16 protein-coding genes and 1 pseudogene are annotated in these 17,414 nt (G+C 41.6%); 12 read left to right on the top strand and 5 right to left on the bottom strand.

Annotation, left to right across the window (positions count from 1 at the left end):
• Positions 1–418 precede the first annotated feature (418 nt).
• The 7 genes from NCWK1_RS13000 to NCWK1_RS13030 all read left to right on the top strand — a co-directional run bounded on the left by NCWK1_RS13000 (position 419) and on the right by NCWK1_RS13030 (position 5,797).
• Entirely contained in the window at positions 419–1,027 is a 609-nt protein-coding gene (locus tag NCWK1_RS13000; RefSeq protein WP_096583412.1) for a thioredoxin family protein, read from the top strand.
• A gap of 6 nt (positions 1,028–1,033) precedes the next feature.
• On the top strand, positions 1,034–1,723 hold the full coding sequence (locus tag NCWK1_RS13005; RefSeq protein WP_103125012.1) for a cytochrome c biogenesis CcdA family protein: 690 nt from the start codon (positions 1,034–1,036) through the stop codon (positions 1,721–1,723).
• Between the two features lie 209 nt (positions 1,724–1,932).
• On the top strand, positions 1,933–2,442 hold the full coding sequence (locus NCWK1_RS13010; RefSeq protein WP_103125013.1) for a DM13 domain-containing protein: 510 nt from the start codon (positions 1,933–1,935) through the stop codon (positions 2,440–2,442).
• A 196-nt stretch (positions 2,443–2,638) separates the two neighbouring features.
• Positions 2,639–3,247 (top strand): cytochrome b/b6 domain-containing protein, encoded by a 609-nt coding sequence (locus tag NCWK1_RS13015; RefSeq protein ID WP_096583406.1) that lies wholly within the window; start codon positions 2,639–2,641, stop codon positions 3,245–3,247.
• Positions 3,248–3,257: 10 nt separating this feature from the next.
• Positions 3,258–3,980, top strand: coding sequence for a molybdopterin-dependent oxidoreductase (locus tag NCWK1_RS13020; protein WP_103125014.1), 723 nt, complete (start codon positions 3,258–3,260; stop codon positions 3,978–3,980).
• A gap of 40 nt (positions 3,981–4,020) precedes the next feature.
• On the top strand, positions 4,021–4,833 hold the full coding sequence (locus tag NCWK1_RS13025) for a DUF928 domain-containing protein (protein ID WP_103125015.1): 813 nt from the start codon (positions 4,021–4,023) through the stop codon (positions 4,831–4,833).
• An 88-nt stretch (positions 4,834–4,921) separates the two neighbouring features.
• Entirely contained in the window at positions 4,922–5,797 is an 876-nt protein-coding gene (locus NCWK1_RS13030) for a DUF928 domain-containing protein (protein WP_245894897.1), read from the top strand.
• Here NCWK1_RS13030 and NCWK1_RS13035 read toward each other — a convergent pair.
• Both NCWK1_RS13035 and NCWK1_RS13040 read right to left on the bottom strand, forming a co-directional pair.
• Positions 5,714–7,321: pseudogene (locus tag NCWK1_RS13035) on the bottom strand (efflux RND transporter permease subunit); the annotation flags it as partial. The gene NCWK1_RS13030 and the pseudogene NCWK1_RS13035 overlap by 84 nt on opposite strands.
• Positions 7,322–7,386: 65 nt before the next feature.
• Complete coding sequence (locus tag NCWK1_RS13040) at positions 7,387–8,958, bottom strand: efflux RND transporter periplasmic adaptor subunit (RefSeq protein ID WP_103125017.1); 1,572 nt, start codon at positions 8,956–8,958, stop codon at positions 7,387–7,389.
• A gap of 756 nt (positions 8,959–9,714) precedes the next feature.
• Here NCWK1_RS13040 and NCWK1_RS13045 point away from each other — a divergent pair.
• Complete coding sequence (locus NCWK1_RS13045) at positions 9,715–10,686, top strand: sodium-dependent bicarbonate transport family permease (protein ID WP_103125018.1); 972 nt, start codon at positions 9,715–9,717, stop codon at positions 10,684–10,686.
• A 4-nt stretch (positions 10,687–10,690) separates the two neighbouring features.
• Entirely contained in the window at positions 10,691–10,999 is a 309-nt protein-coding gene (locus NCWK1_RS13050; RefSeq protein WP_096583388.1) for a P-II family nitrogen regulator, read from the top strand.
• 33 nt (positions 11,000–11,032) lie between these two features.
• Here the strand turns inward: NCWK1_RS13050 and NCWK1_RS13055 are convergent, their stop codons facing one another.
• The 3 genes from NCWK1_RS13055 to NCWK1_RS13065 all read right to left on the bottom strand — a co-directional run bounded on the left by NCWK1_RS13055 (position 11,033) and on the right by NCWK1_RS13065 (position 15,673).
• Positions 11,033–12,163: a CO2 hydration protein gene (locus tag NCWK1_RS13055; protein WP_103125019.1), complete on the bottom strand. Its 1,131-nt coding sequence runs from the start codon at positions 12,161–12,163 to the stop codon at positions 11,033–11,035.
• Positions 12,164–12,245: 82 nt separating this feature from the next.
• Positions 12,246–13,739, bottom strand: coding sequence for an NADH-quinone oxidoreductase subunit M (locus tag NCWK1_RS13060; protein WP_103125020.1), 1,494 nt, complete (start codon positions 13,737–13,739; stop codon positions 12,246–12,248).
• A gap of 77 nt (positions 13,740–13,816) precedes the next feature.
• Entirely contained in the window at positions 13,817–15,673 is a 1,857-nt protein-coding gene (locus NCWK1_RS13065; protein ID WP_103125021.1) for an NAD(P)H-quinone oxidoreductase subunit F, read from the bottom strand.
• A gap of 657 nt (positions 15,674–16,330) precedes the next feature.
• Between NCWK1_RS13065 and NCWK1_RS13070 the strand changes: the two genes are divergently transcribed.
• The 3 genes from NCWK1_RS13070 to NCWK1_RS13080 all read left to right on the top strand — a co-directional run bounded on the left by NCWK1_RS13070 (position 16,331) and on the right by NCWK1_RS13080 (position 17,385).
• Entirely contained in the window at positions 16,331–16,639 is a 309-nt protein-coding gene (locus tag NCWK1_RS13070; RefSeq protein WP_010995042.1) for a carbon dioxide-concentrating mechanism protein CcmK, read from the top strand.
• Positions 16,640–16,728: 89 nt separating this feature from the next.
• Complete coding sequence (locus NCWK1_RS13075) at positions 16,729–17,076, top strand: carbon dioxide-concentrating mechanism protein CcmK (protein ID WP_015111750.1); 348 nt, start codon at positions 16,729–16,731, stop codon at positions 17,074–17,076.
• Positions 17,077–17,082: 6 nt separating this feature from the next.
• Complete coding sequence (locus NCWK1_RS13080) at positions 17,083–17,385, top strand: beta-carboxysome shell vertex protein CcmL (protein ID WP_015111749.1); 303 nt, start codon at positions 17,083–17,085, stop codon at positions 17,383–17,385.
• The last annotated feature ends 29 nt before the right edge of the window (positions 17,386–17,414 follow it).

Below are 17,414 nucleotides of genomic sequence, written 5' to 3' on the forward strand. Positions count from 1 at the left end.
GCTATGAAGAAAGATGGCGACGCTATGAAAAAAGGCGATGCTATGAAGAAAGAAGGTGCTACTCCTGCACCAACTACTACACCCTAATAGTTAGGTTACTTAGGATACATTGACTAAAAAGGCAGTTTTTACCCAAATAAACAAAGTTTGTATCCTGAAGTCACTTGTATATACAAGAATTGCTCAAAAAACTTTTTGTAACCGTTCTTGAAAACTGTTGAGGTAAAAGTTGGTCAATTTTTATCCTGTATGAGTTCCAAGCTGGGAACTATTTCTCAAAACAGGTAAAAATTACCAAAGTAATTCATGGGTGCGTTGTGTACGCACCCCTTTCTCCGAAAAGTTGTTTCGGTATCTACGTAATCATCCGAAACTCAAAAGCATTCCGATTAATCTTCATAACTAAAACAATTGCTTTATGGATAAATATTTCATCAAGCGCCGCCGACTTCTGACCTATCTGGGGTTAGGAGCATTAGGAGCAGGTGGAGTGGCGATCTCATCTGGATGTTCTCAAAAAATCGTAGTTCCTAATGCTGTTGCGCCTACGCCTAGTAGCGCTCCCACTCAAAGTGTCGCTGCGGTACCTGCTAACGCACAACTGCTCCCAGAATTCCAAGGGATTTCCCAGTGGCTCAACTCCTCACCTTTAACAACGGCTGACCTCAAAGGGAGTGTAGTATTGATTCAATTTTGGACATTTGCTTGTATTAATTGTCAGCGCACCTTACCCTACGTTACTCGTTGGCATCAAGAATATGCAGCTAAAGGACTGAAAGTTGTAGGTGTCCACACACCAGAGTTTGCTTATGAAAAAGTGGTCAACAATGTCAAACAAGCTTTGCAAAAGCACAAAATTACCTATCCAGTGCCGATAGATAATGAATTCCAAACTTGGAATGCCTATAAAAACGAATACTGGCCGCATTTGTTTTTAGCAGACCGCCAGGGAGTGATTCGCTACGACCACATTGGTGAAGGCGCTTATTCCGATACAGAACAGATGATTCGTCAGCTTTTAGGATAGGTCAAGATGGCAACCACTTCCCTATCAGCGGGATTAGCAATTTTGGCAGGGACTTTAACAGTACTCTCGCCTTGTGTTTTGCCTGTTTTGCCTGTTTTGGTGGGGCGATCGCTTTCTACCCATCGCTACGGCCCGATAGCTTTAGTCGCTGGTTTAGTAGCTGGATTTGCCACAGCAGGTAGTTTGCTAGGAATTGCCAGCAGTTGGTTGGCTGGATTGGCCAGTACTTTGCGTTATGTAGGCATATTTATTCTGTTGTTCTTGGGTTTGCTATCTATCTTTCCTAAGTGGAGTTATCTGCTACTGAGTTATTTGCAATTAGGCAGAATCAAAAGAACCACAGGAGTAGGATTAACCGGAGAATTTTGGTTAGGAACTCAGCTTGGTTTGTTGTGGACTCCTTGTGCTGGGCCTGTACTGGGGAGCATTTTAATTTTGGCAGCCAGTAAGCATGAAATTTGGGGGACATTTACGCTGTTATTGGCTTTTGGTTTGGGAGCCGCGTTACCGTTACTCGCGATCGCTTATGCTGGGCGTTATGCCAGTAAATCTTTGTTGGGTTTGCGTTCTCGAAGTGAAATTTTACACAGAGTTGGCGGTGTTTTAGTAGCCGCATCCGCGATCGCCATTCTTCTGGGTTGGGATGTGCAAATTCAACTGTGGTTAGCTCCTATGTTTCCCAGCCTCCCACTGTAAATTCTCCAACAACCAGAGCAAATTTTTGAGGTATTTTATAAATTCTTGCTAAATTTTCAGGGTTTTTCCATACTTTCAGTGTAGTTAATAGTAACTTCATGGTAAGTTGCAATTATGACAGTAATTATCCTGAATTTGCCAACACGAATGGTGCTAGTAAACCAGCGCAACAAATCAAGAGAGATAGCTGAATTGGAGGCTTTTGAGCCATGCAAGGTAAATTAATAATTTTGAGTTTGGCTGCCTTGGCGATCATTAGTTGTACAAAAGAGATCGCCACACAACCTACGGAAAAGCCTTCTAGCCAAAGTATACAGAACGTTCAAGTTGCTGAGACGGCATCCCCCACAGCCTCAACACCACCGACAGAATCTCAAACCCCAACAGTTGTCAAATCTGGTAGTTTTGTCAAAGGAGAACACGTAACTAAAGGCAGTGCCAGTATCGTTACTGAGAATGGTAAAAGCTTTTTAATATTAGATCAAAACTTCAAAACAGACAGCGGGCCAGACTTGTTTGTCATTTTACACCGCCAGAACAAACCGCAAATTTACGGGATAACTGAAAAAGATTACGCAAGTTTGGGACGTTTGCAAAAAACATCTGGGACTCAACGCTATGCAATCCCCGATAATATCAAGATTGCAGATTTCGCCAGTGCGGCAATTTGGTGTCGGAAGTTTAACGCTACCTTTGGTTATGCTGCCTTCAGCAAATAATCTCTAGTGCGCTTAATTATTGGTAATGAATATTAATTGGTAATAGATAAATACTTTTGTAATCATTCTCTTACCAATTTCCCAAAAGCATAAAGACGAGAAATAAACCTGATATAAGTATTAGGTATCCGTGATTCCATAAGGCAGTAGAACACCTGATCCATTTTAGGTTTGAATACAAAAACTAGGATTTTTTATGGCTTCTTCTAAAGCTGGCAAACGTAGCAAACCTCCGGCGGGGCCGAAACAACAGTTGTCTGCCAAAATATTTCATGGCATCAATATCATTAGTTTGATTGTAATGATTGGCAGTGGCTTGCAAATTTACAATGCTAACCCTGTGTTTGGTGGACGAGGAGCTTGGACATTTCCTCGCACATTCTTACTAGGAGGATGGTTAGGTGGGGGTCGTAATTGGCACTTTGCAGCAATGTGGCTATTTGCGCTGAACTTGTTAGCTTATGGTGCTTATATATTTTTCACAAAGCGTTGGGAAAAGCGGTTTGTTTCCCAAGGTGACTTGCAAGTTTTACAAAAAGGGCAGAATCCAAAACGGAAAAACTATGCTTGGCATCGGTTAATTTATACCGGAATTGTACCAGTATTGATTCTGGCGATCGCCTCTGGGTTAGCAATGTACAAACCAGCCCAACTACATTGGTTATCTGGCTTATTTGGTAATTGGCAAATCTTACGCGTAGTTCACTTTGTTAGCGTCCCCATCATTGTAGTATTTGTCATCGCTCATTTTCTGCTATCCCAGAAAGTCGGCGGTTATCGTCTGATTAAATCAATGTTTACTTAGAAGAGGTGGTATGGAAGAATTCACAGCACCGCGCCATCTATTGACACGCCGTCGGTTGTTGCAACTATCGGGAATGTCCAGTATGGGTCTACTCCTGAGCAGTTGTGGTACCAACCTACTGTCAGAGCAAGTCGGTAGCCTCACTGAGCCGCTGAACTTAAAAGTAGGCGAATTATTACTCAAAGCCCAGACACCAGTCCCAGAATTTCCTATCAGTGCCATTGAACCAAATGCACTGTTAATCAATAGCTTTAATGGTACTCCTCAAATTGATCCTGCGACATTTCGCCTGATCATAGATGGAGAAGTAAATCAGCCAATGCAATTAAGCATGGCAGACATCCAAAAATTGCCCCTTACCTCAATGGTAATCCGTCATGTGTGCGTCGAAGGTTGGGCGGCGATCGTTCAATGGGGAGGCGTGCGCTTAAGTGATTTGCTGAATTTGGTACAACCAAAATCTCAAGTTCGATACGCTTACTTTCAGTCTGCCGATGACTACTATGAAAGCTGGGATATTGCCTCGGTATTACACCCTCAAACCCTTATGGCTTATCAAAAAAATGGTCAGCCATTATCAGCAGAGAATGGTGCGCCATTGCGTCTTGCTGCTCCCATCAAGCTTGGTTATAAACAATCTAAATGGGTAACTCGCATTACATTAACTAGCACTCTTAGCAGTAAAAAAGGCTATTGGATTGACGAAGGTTATGAGTGGTTTGGTGGAATATAGTTAAATTTATGAAAATTCCATAATAGTAGGAGTATATTTAATGCTCGCCCCGATGCCACAAAAAATCTGGCTAATATTCTTCACCGCTATTTTTGGGTTTACTATTCTCTCTCCTACTAACATTGCCATAGCCCAGCCAGAAACAGAAACTCTACCAACTACTCTAGGGAAGCCGAAAAGAACAGTCCAGTCTGGTACTCGCGTGAGATTACGCCTACCACCATATTTAGGTAACCCTAATCGAAGAGTACCTGCGGCTACACGCGGGGGAACTTGTGTAGCCAAAAATCAAAATCTCACAGCCTTAATTCCTCAGTCAAACCTGGGGTTAACTACAGTGGGGAATCCCACCTTATATTTCTTTATTCCCCAAAATACTGCTACTAATTTAGAGTTAGTCATTCAAAATGACAATCAAGATGGACAAACTGTTTATCAACAGAAGTATCAGCCAAATACCAAAGCAGGAGTCATAGGAATACATCTACCACCGGACACTTTAGCTGTGAATCAAAAATATAAGTGGAATTTCTCAATCAAATGTAATTCCCAAGACCCTTCTTTAGATAAAGTCGTCCAAGGCACTATTCAACGTTTTGAAAATCCTTCACTGATGAATAAACTAGCACAAGCGACTCCTCAAGAGCGTGTGCTACTCTACGCAGATGCCGGAATCTGGCATGATGCCCTTGATACTTTAGCAAGATTGAGATACGCGCGTCCTTATGATTTAAAACTCAAAGCTGATTGGGAAGCATTGTTAACAGCACCTGGAGTAGAGTTTGATGAAAAACTAGCACAAAAACCTTTAATTCCCGAAAAAGAAGCTCCAAAACTGTTGTTAAATAATTGAGCAACATTTCCCCATAGCAGAAATCAAGCAGATGATCTCCTCAAAACTACAAAAAATCGGGATAATAATTGTAGCGACAACTGTTGGTATGACTAGTGTTTTACCAGTAAATACCGCAATAGCCAGAGAAAAAATTATATTTGTCCCTCCGGTTCTTGGTAGCCCACAGAGATTAATCCCAGCTGGAACACGGGCGTATGAACCACCGTCTGGGGGGAATGTAAATATAGACATCCTCCAAACACAACCAGCACCAATAGTACCGTCTACTCGTGGTTTTGGTGGTAACGGTGGTAACATTGTTACTCCCCCTATTCAAAGGACGATTCCACCAAATCAAGACAGGAACGGAGCATCTGTAGCAGTTCCTAATCAATGTTTGTCAGGGAAAATACCGTTAACAGCTTTAATTCCCGAATCCCAATTAGGATTAACTACCCTGTCAAATCCTGCCTTGTTTTTTTATGTTCCCCAAACTTCTGCACCAGAATTAGAGCTAGTTGTTCAAAATGAAACTGAGCAAGAGGTTTACACACAGAAATATAAACCTAACAACAAAGCTGGCATAATTAGCATACGTCTGCCTGTTAATTCTTTGGCAGTAAACAAACAATATAAATGGAAATTATCTGTAATATGTAATCCTACAGACAAGTCTCAAAATAAGGTTGTAGCTGGTTTGATACAACGCGTGCTACCAGACTTACAACTGGTAAAAAAATTACAACAAGCAACTAGACAAGAGCGTGCAGTTTTGTATGCAGCAGCAGGCATTTGGCATGATGCTCTTGCTACTGTGGCACAAAGACGCTACTTGTTTCCTCATAATCCCGAAATAGCATCTGATTGGGAAGAATTGTTAACTACACCAAATGTCCGCTTGAATCAGGAAATTGAGCGATCGCCGATATCCTTGCGTTACCCAGTCCAAAAATCTGTTAATCTGGTTAAAAATCCAACCTAGCCAACCCGTAGGTCTTTGCCCTTGACGCAGTAGCAAAGCACATAACGAAGGTGTGAGGGTCAGTGCGAAAAAAGTGGAAATAGCAATAGAAAAGGCAATGGTTAAGGCAAATTGCCGATACAATGCACCTGTGGTTCCTGGAAAGAACGCCACTGGCACAAACACCGCCATCAACACCAAAGAGGTAGCGATGACTGCACCAAATAACTCGGCCATTGATTCACTCGCGGCACGGCGGGGATTTATGCCTTTATCTTGAATAAAACGACTTATTTGCTCAACCACAACGATCGCATCATCTACTACCATCCCTGATGCTAAGGTTAAACCAAATAAGGTCAAACTATTAATCGAAAAGTTAAATACTTTGACGAAGGCAAATGTCCCCACCAATGCTAGAGGAATTGTGAGTGCGGGAATCAGCGTCGTGCGCCAGTCTTGTAAGAATAAGAAAATGACGATGACCACCAACACCACAGCTTCAAATAGAGTCTTGATTACTTCTGCCAAAGACTCTTCCACAAACATAGTTGTGTCAAAAGCTACCTGATATTTCATCCCTGGTGGAAAACTTGGAGCTAACTGCGCTATTGCCGCTTTCACTCCCTTGGCTACATCTAAAGCATTACTCCCAGGAACTTGATAAATACCCAACCCGACAGCATCCTTAGCCCGATATCGCAGAAATGTATTATAATTCTCTGCCCCTAATTCGGCTCGACCGATATCTTTGAGTTTGACTAAAGTCCCATCATCTTCGGACTTAATCACAATTTCTTCAAATTCTTTTGGTTCTGTCAGTCTGCTGGCTGCACGGACATCAATTTGATATTGTTGTCCTTTGGGGGCAGGTTCTTGGCCAATTCTCCCTGCACCAATTTGCAAGTTTTGTTGTGCCAGTGCTGTTGTGACATCTTCTGTGGTCAATCCCCGTGTTGCTAACCGACTGGGATCTAACCACAGGCGCATAGCATAGCGGCGTTCACCAAAAATGCGGACATCACCTACGCCTTTGACTCTTTTGAGCGCATCTGCTACGTACAGGTCAGCGTAGTTGCTCAAGAATGTGTTGTCATATTCTTTATTGTCGGTATATAAACCAATTCCTAAGAGAATATTGTTAGATTGCTTGCTGACCCTAACACCTGTACGCTGCACGACATCTGGTAATTGTGCCTCGGCAATGGAAACACGATTCTGGACATCAACAGCAGCCAAATCTTTATTGCGTGAGGCATCGAAGGTAACTGTAATACTACTTGTACCATCGTTGCTGCTGCTGGAGGTCATATATCTCAGACCTTCAACTCCATTAATTTGTCTTTCTAAGATATTAGTGATGCCGCTTTCTACTACTTCGGCACTGGCTCCACTGTAGTTGGCAGTAACGTTGATTTGGTTAGGACTAATATCGGGAAACTGGGCGATGGGTAATGTGGGAATACTAATTAATCCCACCAGTAAGATAATGATCGCGCAGACTGTAGAAAAGACTGGTCGCTTGATGAAGAAATCAACAAACATAAATAGGAAGTGTGAAGTATGAAGTATGAAGTATGAAATTTTACCCTTTACCCTTTAGATTTTTTTTAGGGAGAAGGAATTATCGGTGCGCCGTTGGTGAGGTTGAGAATACCGGAAACTACGATTTTTTCTCCTGCTTTCAATCCTTCTAATACTTGGTAATTACTACCCTCAATTGCTCCTAACTTGATTGGTTTTTGCAAAGCTACTAACGATGGCGCTCCGGGTTTGGGATTTTCTGGTGCTTGCGCTACAAATACAAATGTTTCTCCACCCAAACGTGATACAGCTGTCACCGGAATTAAAATTCCGGGGCGTTCATCCCAAATGATTTTAGTTTGGACTAACTGACGATTGACTAATTGTCTGTTGCCATTACCAAAAACGGCCTTAGCTAAAACTGTTTGCGAATTAGAAGTGGCATTGGGCGAAATGAAACTGATTTTACCTGTAGCTGTGGCTTGACCTTGAGCATCAAGCATTTGTACAGGTAAGCCAACGCGCAATTGCTGACTTTCATTAAGTGGTACAGATATGTTCAATTCCAAGGAGTCATTTCTGGTGAGAGTGGTGAGGTTGTCTGCTTTGCTGACAAATTCTCCAACTCTGACGGGAATATCACCCACAATACCTGTAAAGGGAGCGCGGACATTAGTATATTGCAACTGTACTTGGGCGGCTTTGACTTGGGCAGCAGCTTGGGTAACTTGCGATCGCGCTTGGGCAATTTCTTCTTGACGAGGGCCGTTTTCTAGTTGTCTGACGTTTTGTCTTTGTTGTTCAACTGCCCCTTCTAACTCATTGATATTGGAATTTCTGCCTTTGCTGAGTTGATCTAAGCGTTTTTGGGCTACCACTAATGCGGCGGCGGCGCTACGTTGTTCTTTCAAATAGCCTTCCATCTGATCTTCGGAAATAGCTCCTTGTTTTTGTAAGTTTCCATAGCGTTGGGCGCGGGATTTTGCCAGTTCTAAGTCAGATTTAGCGGCCTCAATTTGCGCTTCGGCTTGCGCCATTTCTTCTGGACTTGAACCTGTTTGAGCATCTCGCAACCGCGCTTGGGCTTGAACTAACTGCGCTCTAGCTTGGGCAATTTCTTCAGAACGCGTACCTGCTTTCAGTTCTGCTAAACGTGCTTGAGCTTGTTCGAGTGAGGCTTTGGCTTGGAGTAACTGTGCTTGAGCATCATCACTTTGCAAACGAATTACTACTTGTCCTTGGGAAATGCGATCGCCTTCTTTATATAAAATCTCTGTAATGCGTCCATCAATCTCTGGTTTGAGTGTGACTGAGCGTGGTGCATCTAAAGTCCCCACAAATTCTGAAGTTTGCTGAATAGTTGCATTCTCAACCGTGGCTAATTTCACAGGAATTCCCATCGGTTGACCAGCCGCTGCTCCAGTCCCCTTCGGTGCATTACTCGCTTGGCTAGTTTGCCACCATCGCCAACCTCCACCAACACCAGCAATTAACAAAACTACGCCTAAAATCACTGGCCAAGACCGCTTTTTATGGAGTATTGATATGGGTTTTGGGTCTGCTGAAAAATCTGTTGGTTGAGCCTGATTAGAGTCAGTAGTAGCAGGCTGTTCTATTTCAACCGGAAACTGTGAATCAGGGAACTCAGACTGAGACATTTTCGTTTTCTCATTTATAGACTTAAACTTTGGGCAACTTGGCTGAAATATAGTGATGCTTGGTGAGAGACTGATCAACCGACCTTGTGATAATTGCTTGTGTAGGAATCTTGATCAGCCAAGGTTTCTGTTTGTCAAGTGCCTATTTGATGAAACTCTGGGGATGGCAATATTTAGTTACCTCCTTTACCCCAGTCATACGAGCAAATTCATCGGTGTGAGTTTTCGTTAAACCTGCATTTGCAAATACCTCGGTTGTCGCTTTGATCAACCTTGCACGAGTTTGTTTGTACTTGAACGCTAAATTTTAATGGTTCATGCAAGTGCTTGCTTGCATTATATATTTGTCAGCCAAAAAAGTGTATAAACTGAGTCAGCCCCAGCGATCGCTGAGATTTCGGCTTTTGTGCCTCTAGGCCTGAATTGATCAGGGTATTAATAAGTTTTAATTATTTTAGATTTCAGTAAAATCAGCATTTTTGTCAAATACTGATAAATAAAAGCTATAACTAAGCGCCCGCAAGATGTTTATCAAGGCAACTTCAAAAATAAATGCGGGATTTTCTCATCATTTTATCAACCTAATACTTGCATAGATTGTGAACCCAGAGCGCAGTCTTGATTGGCGCATAGATAAAGCACTTTGGCAAGTATAAGGCGATCGCCGCAATACATCAAAAGAATTTTAGAGATGTACGCTATTACCCTAAACTGATTTATGAGTATTTAGCTAATTTTTGGAGGCATGGTGGAATTATGGATGTCAGTCTCATCATATCTAACATCTTAAATCCACCCATATTGGCTTTCTTTCTGGGAATGTTAGCGGTGTTCGTCAAAACAGATTTAGAAATCCCGGCACCTATCCCTAAGCTATTGTCTTTATATTTACTATTTGCCATCGGGTTTAAAGGCGGTGTAGAACTAGTCAAAAGTGGTGTTACCCAAGCAGTTATCCTCACCCTTTTAGCCGCAGTATTGATGGCGTGTATTGTTCCTGTTTATACGTTTTTTATTCTCAGAATTAAACTAGATACTTATAATTCAGCAGCGATCGCAGCTACTTATGGTTCCATTAGTGCGGTAACTTTTATCACTGCTAGTTCATTCCTGACTCAACTGGGGATGGCTTTTGATGGGTTTATGGTTGCAGCCTTGGCCTTGATGGAATCACCAGCAATTGTTGTAGGTTTAATATTGGTTAACGTTTTCACTGTCGATGAAAGCGATCGCGAATTTAATTGGCCAGAAGTCTTACAAGAAGCCTTCCTCAATAGTTCTGTATTTTTGCTAGTGGGTAGCCTAGTTATGGGTGTCCTCACCGGAGAACACGGCTGGCAAACTTTAAAACCCTTTACTCAAGATTTGTTTTACGGTGTGCTGACGTTCTTTTTGTTAGATATGGGACTGGTGGCTGCTAGAAGAATCAAAGATTTACAAAAAGCAGGTTTTTTCCTGATTCTGTTTGCGATACTAGTACCAATTTTCAATGCCGCCATAGCTTTATTAATTGCGAAAGCGATCGGAATGCCAAAAGGAGATAGTTTATTATTCTCAGTGCTATGTGCCAGTGCTTCCTACATTGCTGTACCCGCAGCCATGCGCCTAACTGTCCCAGAAGCTAATCCTAGTCTGTATATTTCGACTGCTTTAGCTGTGACTTTCCCTTTTAATATCATTGTAGGTATACCGCTATATCTATACGGCATTAATCTATTTTGGAGATAAGACAATGCAGGCTGTAAAACGGATCGAAATATTTGCCAACTATGTCGAACTCGGTAAAATTTTAGAGTCTTTAGAAAAATCAGGCGTAGCAGGACATTCAGTTGTCAAAGATGTCGCCGGCAAAGGCACAAGAGGCAAAGTCACACATGATTTAGCCATGACAATGCTCGACAATGTTTACATCATTGCCTTTTTTGCCCCCGAAAAATTGCCATTGGTAGAGTTAAATGTCCGGCAAACTCTGAATAAGTTTGGCGGAGTTTGTTTTATTTCTGATGCAATGGAAATTGAAACTACCAGATGTGTTGGTTGAAGTGTGAAGTCTGAAATGATGTTCATCAGCACTTTAACTATTAACATCACTTAAGCGTGAAGTTGTAAATCGATCCATCCACTTTTCCAAATACACTCGATTAGCATTTTGTTCCGATGGATCTTGAGTCTGTAAAGGATAAGGCATCAATCCTAAAATTGCGGCTGTAGTCACGCAAAACATTGACTTTTGGAAACTTATACAAATTTGTACCCGTAAGTCATCTTCACCCCGTAGCCCACGCCGATAAATAGCGTGCAAATATTCTGGCAGATAATGGCGCATATCCTGCATGAGTAATGTAGGCGGAATACCAGCACCACCAATAGGTAAAGGATCTGCATACAATGCACCATATTGGAATCTACCTTGATCCGGGGAAATTTGGTAAGCTTGGGCATTGTAAGAAACTGTGCCATGAAAAGGAGTTCCCCGAAAAAAAACAGCCTCGACATAAGGCACTGCTGTATCTGCTAAAAATGTTAAACCAGTCTTTTTGGGAATAATGTCGTAGACTTTATCTTGAATTTTGACAGAGTAGGTTATTGGCTTCATAGCATCTGCTACTAAGCCTGCTTTAATGTAGTTTACGACTTGGGGAATTGATTTGATTTCCCCTTGGTCATAACGGTCTGATAAGGTCAAGAAAATATCAGCCATTACCCGCCAGAATTGACCTAAACCACTGTAATAAGCAGAAACGCGCAATTGTTCAGTTAAAAATTCGGGAAATAATTGGTTTAATCCTAAAATAAAAGGATTATTTTTAAATTTGGCGGTGATAACTGCTTTTGCTCGTTCTTGAAATTCTTTGGTATCTAAATAGCTATCTAAGCCACCACCACCATGCCACATCATGGCTTTCATACAATATTCTGCATATTCATAATTGATGCGATCGTGCCACCAGTGACGCAATAATTTTTGAAAAGAGAAATCATCGTTAAAGTATTTAAAAAAAGGAAAAAATACTAAAAATTGATGGTCAGCAATGTAGATGAGATTTTTGGAGTAGGCATCTAAAACTACACCATAGCTTTTGAGAATACCAACTACTTCTAAAACATTTTCTGGATTATCAGGTAATAATGTTCCACCTGTTTGTAATCGTTCTACATACTCAGCTAAAGGATGTAAGCCAGGTTTATTTTTAATAGTTACCATTGCCAGTTCTCCAAATTGGGAATGAGTCAATAAAAAGGCAAAAGTAAAAAAGCAAAAGTAAAATTTTTTTACTTTTTACTTTTTACTTTGATTTTTCTACAGAGACTGTTGCCACTACTTTATCTACACTTATCATGGCCGTGATTGTTGGTTCAGTCCAGCGAGATAACCAAGCGGGTTGAATGCCAAAAATCACAATCAATACAGCTAATACTACCGATGGCAGGCGATCGCTCCAATAGACTCGTGGTAAATTAACTACTTGTGCAGATAAGCGCCCAAAAAAAGCGCGATTCATCAAAATTAAGAAATAAACCGCAGTTAAGCCAGTTCCTAGCATGGATAGTAGAGTTTGCACAGGGAATACCGCAAAACTGCCGCTAAAAATCACAAATTCGGAAATAAAACCTACCATTCCTGGTATACCTGCGCTGGCCATTACTCCCAAAACCATCAAGCTACCAATAACTGGCATTCCGCGTTCGGGGTTTAATAATCCGCGAATAACTTCTAAATCACGGCTCCCAGCTTTTTTGTATACTACTCCTACCAATAAAAACAGTAAGGCGGAAATCAAGCCGTGGCTAATCATTTGCATCACAGCACCCAATACACTAAGGGGTGTAGCGGCGGCGGCGGCTAATAGTACATAGCCCATGTGTCCGACTGAACTATAGGCTACCATCTTTTTCATGTCAGTTTGGGCGATCGCACAAGATGCACCATAAAGCACACTGACTACAGCCCAAGTTGCTAACCAAGGTGCTGCATAACTCCACGCATCAGGTAACAAGTTCATCCCAAACCGCAGTAAACCGTAAGTTCCCAACTTCAACAGCACACCAGCTAGTAGCACGGAAATGGGTGTAGAGGCTTCAACGTGAGCATCGGGCAACCAAGTATGGAAGGGAACCAGCGGTATTTTAATCCCAAAACCCACTAAAATTCCTACTAGCAATAAAAGTTGAGTTGCTAGTGGTAAAGATGCAGCATTTAAGTTTGCTAAGGCAAAGTTAGAACCGCCACTCAGCCAAACCATACCAAGGAAACTTGCTAAAAGCAAAATGCCAGATATGGCGGTGTAAATCAAAAACTTTGTCGCGGCGTAACCTCTTCTTGCACCACCCCAAATGGCAATTAACAGGTATAAAGGAATCAGTTCCAGTTCATAAAACAGGAAAAATAAGAGTAAATCTTGTGCCAGAAAGGCTCCTATGACTCCAGTACTTAACAGTAGGATGAGTGAGTAATACAGTCGTGGACGTTGTATGGAAACATCGCTGCTGGAGATGGCAATGCAAGTTAATAGTCCATTTAAAACCAGCAAGGGTAAAGATAAACCATCTATTCCGAGGTTATAACTTAAGCCTAGAGCATCTACCCAAGGTATAAACTCACTAAACTGTTGAGTAATTTTTCCTGGGTCGAATTGAATTGCCAGAAAGATTGACCACACGAAAGTCATACCAGCAAAGACAAAAGCCATGCTCCTGGCTAGTTTCCCATCAATCACAGTAGGCCAAAAACCAATAATAGTTGCGCCTAACAATGGCAGCAAAATCAATGCACTCAGCATAGTTTAGAGAGAATTAGAGATTAGGGAATTTGGAGTAGGGAGTGCGGAGTAGATTTTTTACTCAGCACTCAGCACTTTTAAAAATGCAAGTTATTGAGCAGTCCTAATGACCAGCTAATAAAAAAGCCAAGAAGGCTAATAACTACGAGAATAGTCAACATATAGCCTTGGGACTGGCCAGAAATGCTATACCTTAAACTTTGTCCGCCGAGAATTGTGAAAATCCCCACCAAGTTTACTAGGCCATCAACTAGATAGCGATCGCTCCAAGCCGATACCTTAGACAGCAATGCTACTGCCCCAACTATTGTTAATCGATAGATGCGGTCTATGTAAAAATCGTAACCCAATAAGTCCTGCAAAAATCGCCATACCAAAATTCTAGATCTTGACCAAGCTTTATGTAGGTACATTGTTGAACCTATACCGACTCCTAGGACAGTAGAAGTTAATAATATTCCTACTACGTACCAATTAATACTATTTCTATCTGGTAGTAAATACCATTGCTGAAGCATGAGGGGTAATATTAGGGTCAGTATCGTCAACGTCACCATTGGAAATGCCATTTGCCAGCCAACTTCTGGGGAACGACGAGTTTTTTGTTGCGGTGTACCCCAAAAGATTAATCTAAAGACTCTTGTCAAGTTTAAGGCTGTTAAGCCATTAACTATCACTAAAATGGCAATTACCCAAGGGCTAATTGCTACTAAACCATCAGCCCATGACAGCATTGCCCAAAAACTTCCCAGGGGTAGCAATGTAATCATCCCAGCCGAGCCGACAACAAAGGCGGTGGTAGTTGCAGGCATCCGCGACCATAAACCGCCCATCTCTGTTAAATCTTGAGTACTGGTAGTGTAAATAACTGAACCGGAACTCATAAATAATAATGCTTTGGCGATCGCATGAGTCAACAGCAACATTACGGCTACACCCCCTTGCTGCATACCTACCGCCAAAAACACTAGTCCCATATATGCACTAGTAGAATGAGAAAGCGATCGCTTAATATCAATTTGTGCCAGCGATACTAAAGTCGCACCCACTGCCGTCACTGAACCCATCACAATTAACGCATTCAATGCCACTGGCGATAAAGCCAAAATAGGTTGCAGTTTGTACAGTAAATAAGCACCGCCAGCTACTACCAACGAATTTCGCATCACTGAAGCAGGGTTTGGCCCTTCCATTGCTTCATCTAGCCACAAGTGCAAGGGGAACTGAGCGCACTTCCCCGCTGGCCCAGCAATTAAACCCAAACCAAGTAAAGTTGATGCTACTGGACTGAGATTTGCTGTTTGCGCCCACTCATACAAATCAGAAAAATTTAAGCTACCTGCCCAACTCGAAAGCGTTACCACCGACATCAGCAATAATAAGTCGCCCACACGCTTGGTTAAAAAAGCATCCCGCGCTGCTGTTACTACCAAAGGTTGAGCGTACCAGAAGCCTACTAATAAATAGGTAGAAAGGGTGAGGACTTCTAACAAGGCATAACTGAGAAATAAAGAGTCACTAATTGCTAAACCACTCAGTGCCGCTTCAAAAAAACCAAGTAGTGCAAAAAAGCGTGCCAGTGACCAGTCTTTCTCTAGATAACCTAAAGCGTAAATTTGCGCCAACAAACTTAACCCTGTGATTAAAACTGTTGCCCCAACACTCACAGGCGATAGTTCTAATGAAAGAGATAAGTTTAAATTCGCGGCTTGAAACCAGCTAACCAGTATATTTTCTGGTTCTCTGTCCCAAACATCTTTAAACACAAATAAGCTATGAGCAAAAGCCAAAACAGTGGTCAACAAGTTGAAATATGCCGCTGGTCTGGGGCCTGTCTTTCTGATTATTCCCATACCCCAGGGCAAAGTTAACAGTGCGCCCATTAAACTATACAAAGGCACACACCAACTTGTTGAAAATAGAAACTCATTCATTTAATTTGCTTACCTTTACAACTCTGCCTTGATTTTTTTAGCTTTTTGAACAACAATTGTTTACTAAATCTTTTTAGTGAAAATATTTGTTAAATTATTCTTCTATTAGATTTTCCATGAGTATTTTTGACTTAATGACTCTGGAATATATTTAAACCAATAAACTTATTTTACATATTCAAATTCTCCACCTTTAATTGAAATCATGCTAAATTTGTAAATTTCTATTTCTACTTCTTAGCAGAGAGTTTTATAAGATATATTTGAAAAAGTTATAGGCTTTTTAGATATTCCTATTAACGCACTACAAAACAGAGGAAAGATAGAAACTGTAAAACATGCAGTAGTTTTATCTTCCTCACCAGACCAAATTAGTCTTGGCTATGAACAGCTTTTTGTATATGTAATAAAGAAATTATAAAGCATAAGCGTCTGCTCTTGTAATCAGTGGACTTAAAGAGAGCAGAAACCTGGTATGACAAAGAATTAAGTTTTTTAAAACTTTTTTATTATAAACTATTATACTAATTTATATTGCCAGGGGAGCCAACCTTTCCTATGCTTATTTTGGAAGTGTCTTTTAGCTCAAGATGAGCTTCCCCGTCAAAATTTTCAAACCACAGTACTGATTGGATTAAATTTTTAGGAGTTTCTGCGATGCCAATTGCAGTTGGAATGATTGAGACTAAGGGCTTTCCAGCAGTAGTAGAAGCTGCTGATGCGATGGTGAAAGCTGCCCGTGTAACTTTGGTAGGATATGAAAAAATTGGTAGCGCTCGTGTCACCGTAATTGTGCGGGGTGATGTTTCCGAAGTGCAAGCTTCAGTTGCAGCAGGAATTGAAGCGGCAAGAAGAGTAAATGGTGGTGAAGTGGTTTCCACTCACATCATTGCGCGTCCCCATGAAAACTTGGAATACGTATTGCCGATTCGTTACACCGAAGCTGTGGAACAGTTTCGCACTTAAAAGCTGAGAAGACAAAGTGACTGACGGGGTTGCTTGCTTGATCTGCGCTTTTGTTTTGTTTGAGAAAATTTAATTAGGAATTACAACTAATGTCAATTGCAGTGGGAATGGTAGAAACCCTTGGCTTTCCAGCAGTAGTGGAAGCTGCTGACGCGATGGTGAAAGCCGCTCGTGTAACCTTAGTAGGTTACGAAAAAATCGGTAGTGGTCGTGTCACCGTAATTGTCCGGGGTGATGTTTCCGAAGTCCAAGCTTCTGTAGCAGCTGGCGTTGAATCAGTTAAGCGCGTGAATGGTGGACAAGTACTGTCTACTCACATCATTGCGCGTCCCCATGAAAACTTGGAATACGTGCTGCCAATTCGTTATACAGAAGACGTAGAACAATTCCGGGAAAATGTCAATGCAATTCGTCCTTTCGGCGGCAGAAGACCATAACATATAATGCAAATTGCCAAAGTGCGTGGCACAGTAGTTAGCACTCAAAAAGAACCAAGTCTTAGAGGTGTAAAACTACTGCTGTTGCAATTAGTGGATGAAGAAGGAAACATCCTGCCACAATACGAGGTAGCAGCGGATACGGTGGGAGCAGGAGTAGATGAGTGGGTGCTGGTCAGTTGTGGCAGTGCCGCTCGTCAAATTCTTGGTAACGAACAACGCCCTTTAGATGCAGCAGTTGTGGCGATAATTGATACTATTCATGTTCAAGATCGCCTTATCTACAGTAAAAAAGACCAATATAGATAGTCAACAGTCAACAGTCAAAAGGAGCTAGA

The sequence above is a fragment of the Nostoc cycadae WK-1 genome (assembly GCF_002897135.1).
In the GTDB taxonomy this organism is placed as follows: Bacteria; Cyanobacteriota; Cyanobacteriia; order Cyanobacteriales; family Nostocaceae; genus Nostoc_B.

What these genes read in the sequence shown, in the direction of transcription:
- NCWK1_RS13065 (WP_103125021.1), bottom strand. Translation starts at nt 15,673, where the DNA reads ATGAATGAGTTTCTATTTTCAACAAGTTGGTGTGTGCCTTTGTATAGT.
- NCWK1_RS13015 (WP_096583406.1), top strand. Translation starts at nt 2,639, where the DNA reads ATGGCTTCTTCTAAAGCTGGCAAACGTAGCAAACCTCCGGCGGGGCCG.
- NCWK1_RS13000 (WP_096583412.1), top strand. Translation starts at nt 419, where the DNA reads ATGGATAAATATTTCATCAAGCGCCGCCGACTTCTGACCTATCTGGGG.
- NCWK1_RS13025 (WP_103125015.1), top strand. Translation starts at nt 4,021, where the DNA reads ATGCTCGCCCCGATGCCACAAAAAATCTGGCTAATATTCTTCACCGCT.
- NCWK1_RS13045 (WP_103125018.1), top strand. Translation starts at nt 9,715, where the DNA reads ATGGATGTCAGTCTCATCATATCTAACATCTTAAATCCACCCATATTG.
- NCWK1_RS13020 (WP_103125014.1), top strand. Translation starts at nt 3,258, where the DNA reads ATGGAAGAATTCACAGCACCGCGCCATCTATTGACACGCCGTCGGTTG.
- NCWK1_RS13055 (WP_103125019.1), bottom strand. Translation starts at nt 12,163, where the DNA reads ATGGTAACTATTAAAAATAAACCTGGCTTACATCCTTTAGCTGAGTAT.
- NCWK1_RS13040 (WP_103125017.1), bottom strand. Translation starts at nt 8,958, where the DNA reads ATGTCTCAGTCTGAGTTCCCTGATTCACAGTTTCCGGTTGAAATAGAA.
- NCWK1_RS13050 (WP_096583388.1), top strand. Translation starts at nt 10,691, where the DNA reads ATGCAGGCTGTAAAACGGATCGAAATATTTGCCAACTATGTCGAACTC.
- NCWK1_RS13060 (WP_103125020.1), bottom strand. Translation starts at nt 13,739, where the DNA reads ATGCTGAGTGCATTGATTTTGCTGCCATTGTTAGGCGCAACTATTATT.
- NCWK1_RS13005 (WP_103125012.1), top strand. Translation starts at nt 1,034, where the DNA reads ATGGCAACCACTTCCCTATCAGCGGGATTAGCAATTTTGGCAGGGACT.
- NCWK1_RS13030 (WP_245894897.1), top strand. Translation starts at nt 4,922, where the DNA reads ATGACTAGTGTTTTACCAGTAAATACCGCAATAGCCAGAGAAAAAATT.
- NCWK1_RS13010 (WP_103125013.1), top strand. Translation starts at nt 1,933, where the DNA reads ATGCAAGGTAAATTAATAATTTTGAGTTTGGCTGCCTTGGCGATCATT.
- NCWK1_RS13075 (WP_015111750.1), top strand. Translation starts at nt 16,729, where the DNA reads ATGTCAATTGCAGTGGGAATGGTAGAAACCCTTGGCTTTCCAGCAGTA.
- NCWK1_RS13070 (WP_010995042.1), top strand. Translation starts at nt 16,331, where the DNA reads ATGCCAATTGCAGTTGGAATGATTGAGACTAAGGGCTTTCCAGCAGTA.
- NCWK1_RS13080 (WP_015111749.1), top strand. Translation starts at nt 17,083, where the DNA reads ATGCAAATTGCCAAAGTGCGTGGCACAGTAGTTAGCACTCAAAAAGAA.